This window comes from Pseudomonas sp. (assembly GCF_026224925.1).
In the GTDB taxonomy this organism is placed as follows: domain Bacteria; phylum Pseudomonadota; class Gammaproteobacteria; order Pseudomonadales; family Pseudomonadaceae; genus Aquipseudomonas.
This window is the reverse complement of the sequence record NZ_JAMFRV010000631.1, coordinates 1-5,588: the sequence shown is the minus strand read 5'-3', so window position 1 is coordinate 5,588 and position 5,588 is coordinate 1. Positions and strand designations below refer to the sequence as shown.

Here is a 5,588-nt window from a genome sequence, read left to right as displayed (position 1 = left end):
GACCGCTTGCGCATCAGCGAGCCACGCAATCTGTTCCCGCTGGCACACCAGGCCAGGCGCAGCTTGTTATTTGCCGGCGGCATCGGTATCACGCCGATTCTGTGCATGGCTGAACGCCTTGCCCACAGCGACGCGGACTTCGAAATGCATTACTGCGCCCGATCGAGCGAACGAGCCGCCTTTGTCGAACGAATCAAGAACTCGTCTTTCGCCGACCGGGTATTTCTGCATTTCGATGAACAACCCGAGACAGCGCTGAACGCGACCAAGGTACTGGCCCATCCAGAAGAAAACGTTCATCTGTATGTCTGCGGTCCGGGTGGTTTTATGCAGCACGTGCTGGACAGTGCCAGGGCTCAAGGTTGGCAGGAAGACGCGCTACACCGCGAATACTTTGCCGCCACGCCAACCGATACCCGTAACGATGGGCGCTTTTCGGTCAAGGTCAGCAGCACGGGGCAGGTCTTCGAAATCCCGGCCGACAGGACCGTGGTTCAAGTACTGGAAAGCCATGGTATCGATATCGCCATGTCCTGCGAACAAGGCATTTGCGGCACGTGCCTGACCAGGGTGCTGGAGGGTGTACCGGATCACCGCGACCTGTTCCTCAGCGAAAATGAGCAGGCACTCAATGACCAGTTCACTCCGTGCTGCTCACGCTCGAAATCACCGCTGCTGGTATTGGATATCTGAAAAAACCAGCCCTCACTCAGAGCGGTGAATGACCTTCATCCGCTCATTGGCTGTCGCAGAACCAAATATCTCGGCATAGCGCAGGGTAGCGTTGGCGTGTTCACGCATGATCGCTTCGGCGCGGGCACCCTGGCGATTGATCAAGGCATCGAAGACGGAATGATGTTGCATGTGGGCGTAGTTGAAACGCCGATACTCGCGGGCCATGTCGTTGCGATCTACCGCCAGCGCGGTCACCGAAGCAAAAGGCAGGTGGTCATTGCGCGCCAGTGCATCGGCGATGGCAGCGTTATGGCTGCCTTCGACGATCACCTGATGGAAGCGCATATTGAGATCATGGTAGGCCTCGAGATCGTCCTCGGTGACATACCCCTTGTTGAATAACTCGTCGCCTTGCAGCAGGCATAGTTCCAGGATCGCACGCCCTTGCGCCGAAAGTCCGCGCTCGGCGGTCTGACGCGCCGCCAGGCCTTCGAGCACTCCACGCACCTCGACGGCACCGGCGATGTCATCGGCACTGACCGAGCGCACCTGAAACCCTCTACCGCCGAACCGCACCAGCAACCCTTCCTGTTCGAGGGTTCGAAAAGCCATGCGAACCGGCATCCGGGACACCCCGAACAGCTCCGCCGTGGGGATTTCCATCAGTCGCTCGCCAGCTGCCAGCTCGCCCGAGGCGATCATCTTGCGCAGCGCTATCAGCACCAATTGACCGGGCTTACTCATCCAGGCAACTTCCAGAAAACGTGGGCGGCCATAGTAACGCAAGCCTTGCGCAAGCTGCAGATCAACTCGCACACCACCGACACGAGCACTCCGTGTCCGCCACCTGGAAAAACATGCCAAACCGCGCTAAGTCTCTCAGACCTCAGCAGTGGTACTGCGGGTTCTCGATCAGCACGGCCATGCCCTGCCCGCCGCCGACACAAGCAGCGGCGATTCCATAGCGTAGATTTTGCTCGCGCAACTGCCGGGCCAGGGTCATCACCAGACGCAGGCCGGTGGCGGCCAATGGGTGGCCGAGGGCAATTGATCCGCCACGGCAGTTGAGCTTATTGATATCCAGCTCCAGCGCCTGGACCACTGCCAGCACCTGCGCGGCTTGCGCCTCGTTGATTTCGAACAGGGCAATATCGTCCTGCGCCAACCCGCTGCGTTGCAGCAGCAGCTGGATCGCCGGAACCGGGCCGATCCCCATGAACTCCGGGGCCACGCCGACCACTGCCGTCGCCAGCAGGTTTGCCAGTGCGGGTCGCGTACCAGCCGACGCGCGACCGACCAGCACCGCCGCTGCACCGTCTACCACAGCACAGCTGTTGCCGGCGGTTTGTACGCCCCCCGCATGAATCGCCTGCAACTTCGCCAACCCGAGAAAATCAGTGGGCCGAGGATGGCTGTCGAGGGTAACTGCGTCCACCCGACGCGGCAGCGTAATGCCCCGTGGCTGATAGCCGTCCAGCGCGAACGACTCGTTGCGCACTGCGACGATTTCATCGGTGAACCAGCCAGAGGTCCGCGCTTGCAACGCTTGCTCATGGCTGTTGAGGGCATAGGTATCCACCGTTTTGCGACTCAGGTCATAACGCCTGGCAAGGTTTTCCGCCGTGGCTATCATGTCCAGTCCCGGTGCCGGGTCGTACAGCGCCTCCCAGAGGAAATCCTTGAAGTCCACCGACGCACCGAGACGAAATCCGTCCCGATGGGTGTAGGCAGCAATCGGGTTGCGCGACATGGATTCGGCGCCGACACACAGCGCCAGTTCCGCGCCGTCGCGAAGTTGCTCACCGGCCTGGCGCAACAGCTCGAAACCAGTGGCGCAAATGCGCTGCACCGCCAGCGCCGGCACCTGTTGCGGCACACCACTGTAAAGACCGATGTGGCGTGGCAGTAGATAGGCGTCGAAGCTGGCCTGGGCCATGGAGCCGGCCAACGCCGTGTCGACGGTCCGCGGATCAAGCCCGGCACGGGCCAGCACTTCACGACCGACCTTGATACCCAGATCAATGGGAGATACCTGGGCCAGCGCGCCACCGAGGTCGACCCAAGGTGTGCGCACCGCCTCAAGAATCGCCACATCCCTAAAAGCCGCATACTGCCCCGCGCAACTCAAGACCGTGGACCGGCGCGCAGGATCGATAGGTCTTCGCCGCGATATAACGCCTCGACCTTGGCAGCACGCCATTGCAAGACCGCCCGCTGGTTGATCGAGCCTTTGTCAGTGATTTCACCACGGTCGATAGACGCGACCTCGTCGAGCAACGCGATCCACTCCACGCGACTGGCGTTGCCGGTGGCTTCGCGATTGAGCCGTTGCAGCCAGTCGCCGAACCACGCCCGAACCGGCGCGCTGGCCAGCACCTCGGCATCGCTGGCGACCTTGGTCAAACCCGAAAGACGACGACACTCATACAGCCGGGGAAAGACCAGTGCGCCCAGGCACTCGCGATCCGGCGCCGTGACAACGAGGTCCTGCACATAGGGTGAGCCCTCCAGTACCGCACGATTACGCAGCGGGCCGACACTGACAAACACCCCGGAGGACAATTTGAAGTCTTCAGCGATGCGGCCATCGAACATCAGGCCAAGTTGCGGATTGCTCGGATCGGCCAGCTTGATGGCATCACCGGAACAGTAGAAGCCTTCATCGTCGAAAACTTCGGCGGTCTGCTGCGCTGCACGCCAGTAGCCGGGCATGATGTGCGGACCACGGAAACGCCCTTCCAGCTTGCCATCCACCGGCACCAGCCGGACCTCGCAACCCGGCGCGGGAAGACCAATGTAACCGGCCATGGACAGCGGCCCGGTGGTGAAGGTGCAAGAGGGAGATGCTTCGGTCATGCCGAGTCCGGCCATCATGCGGATGCGTTCGCCGCAGTGTTGTTCGGCGACCCGATCGAGCCGATCCCAGACACTCTGCGAGAGGCCGGCAGCGGCGAAAAAGAACAGCTTCATGCGAGCAAAAAAACACTCACGCAACTCGCCATCGTTTTCCAGCGCGGTGACCAGTTCCTCCCAGCCCTTGGGTACGGTCAGGTAGGCGGTCGGCGAAATCTCCTTGAGGTTGCGCAGGGTTTCGGCGAACCCCTGAACCGTGGGCTTGCCGTCATCCAGGTAAAAGGTGCCTCCGTTGTAAAGCACGATGCCAACGTTGTGACTGCCACCGAAGGTATGGTTCCACGGTAGCCAGTCCACCAGTACCGGCGGCTCCTCGCCAAACACCGGAAAGGTCTGCAACAGCATTTGCTGGTTGGCGCAGAGCATACGCTGAGTGGTAATGACCGCCTTGGGTAGCTTGGTCGAACCCGAGGTGAACAAGAATTTGGCAATGCTATCCGGTCCCGTGGCGGCGAAGGCCGCATCGGCCTCTGCACTACCTGGGCGCTCGAGCAGGCTAGCGAAGGTCACCTGGCGACGCCCTGGCACTTGTCCGCGCACGGCAACCAATGGCGTCTCGGCTGGTAACACCGCACCGATCGCCCGCTGGTAGGCGGCCGTGTCGCTGACAAATACCAGCCCCGGCTGCAGCAGATCGCAAACATGCCGCAGCTTGGCGAAATCCTGGGACAGCAACGAATAGGCCGGAGAAACCGGGCAATAGGGAATCCCCGCATACATCGCGCCCAGGGCAATCTGCAAATGTTCGATGTCGTTGCCCGAAAGGATCGCCAGCGGTCGCTCGGCCGAAAGCCCGTAGCCGAGCAGGCTTTGGGCGATAGCACGAACGCTGTCGAGCATCTGGGCATAACTGACCCGACGCCAATCGCCGCCTTGTTCTCGGGCGGCGATAAATGTCTGCTGTGGACGCACCTTTGCCCAATGCACCAAGCGGTCGAGCAGGCGCGCGGGTAATGGCGCCAACGGCGCCAGGGAGCGCATGTGCAAGATGCCGTGACGCTCACTCACGTCCACAGCAGAATGGCCAATGGATACGTGGCGGTAACGTGGTTGAGCAACGTCGGATTGGGGCTGCGGTCTGAATTCGGAACTCACGTCGTTATCCTCCATCAAGGCATGCCGGCACCGACCAGCACTCAAGCGGCCCGGTGCAAGCATGGCAGCGTCTGGCTGCATCCTTGTTATTGTTTTATGCCTTGAATCGGGTTTAGCGTTTGTAGGTCTGCAGGCCGGGCTTGATACTCTTGTCATCAAGAAACTGCTTCATGCCCTGTTCGCGTCCGCCCTCAGTATCGAGCAGTCGCGACTGATCGAGCTTGGCGTACAGGTAGTCCTCGTTCTGCTCCCAGGTCAGCTCGCGGCAGCGTTTGAAACCATGCTTGGCCGCACGCAGCACCACCGGATTTTTCTCCAGCAGGTTACGCGCCAGATCGATCGTCACTTCACGCAGTTGCGCCAGCGGCACACTCTCGTTGACCAGGCCCATCTCGGCAGCTTTCTGACCGCCAAAGGTCTTGCCGGTCATGATGTAATAAAGCGACTGGCGATGGCCCACGGTATCAGCCATGGCCTTGCTCACCAGATTGCCCGGCGGAATGCCCCAGTTGATCTCCGACAGGCCGAAGGTCGCTTCGTCCGCGCATATCGCCAGGTCACAGGCGACCAGTGGGCTGAAACCGCCGCCAAAGCACCAGCCGTTGACCATCGCGATAGTCGGTTTGGCATACATTCGTAGCAGTTTCCATTGCCACTGGGAGGCTTCGCGGCGGATTTTTTCCTGGAGGATTTCCGGGCCGGCATCCACTTCGCGGAAATACTCCTTCAAATCCATACCGGCGGTCCAGGCCTCACCGGCCCCGGTCAGCACCAGCACGCCGGCGTCAGGATCCTGTTCGAGGACCTCCAGCACCTCGATCATTTCGCGGTTCAGGGTCGGGCTCATGGCATTGCGTTTTTCCGGGCGGTTGAGGATGACCCAGGCGATGCCGTCTTCGATTTCG

5 protein-coding genes are annotated in these 5,588 nt (G+C 61.0%); 1 reads left to right on the top strand and 4 read right to left on the bottom strand.

Features of this window, described 5'->3' with window-relative positions; genetic code table 11:
- Positions 1–693: PDR/VanB family oxidoreductase (locus tag M0974_RS26235; RefSeq protein WP_297843971.1), on the top strand; the 693-nt coding region annotated here is incomplete at its 5' end.
- A 12-nt stretch (positions 694–705) separates the two neighbouring features.
- Here M0974_RS26235 and M0974_RS26230 read toward each other — a convergent pair.
- From M0974_RS26230 to M0974_RS26215, 4 genes are all read right to left on the bottom strand, one after another.
- On the bottom strand, positions 706–1,419 hold the full coding sequence (locus M0974_RS26230; RefSeq protein ID WP_297843974.1) for a GntR family transcriptional regulator: 714 nt from the start codon (positions 1,417–1,419) through the stop codon (positions 706–708).
- Between the two features lie 142 nt (positions 1,420–1,561).
- On the bottom strand, positions 1,562–2,803 hold the full coding sequence (locus M0974_RS26225) for a thiolase family protein (RefSeq protein ID WP_297843968.1): 1,242 nt from the start codon (positions 2,801–2,803) through the stop codon (positions 1,562–1,564).
- A complete protein-coding gene (locus M0974_RS26220; protein ID WP_297843966.1) occupies positions 2,800–4,683 on the bottom strand; it encodes a feruloyl-CoA synthase in 1,884 nt (627 codons plus the stop codon). Before M0974_RS26220 ends, M0974_RS26225 begins: the two co-directional genes overlap by 4 nt.
- Before the next feature lie 112 nt (positions 4,684–4,795).
- The coding region (locus M0974_RS26215) for a p-hydroxycinnamoyl CoA hydratase/lyase (protein ID WP_297843964.1) at positions 4,796–5,588 on the bottom strand (793 nt) is incomplete at its 5' end.

Bases quoted from the DNA above. Each gene is read 5' to 3' on its own strand.
- M0974_RS26230 (WP_297843974.1), bottom strand. From the start codon at position 1,419: ATGAGTAAGCCCGGTCAATTGGTGCTGATAGCGCTGCGCAAGATGATC.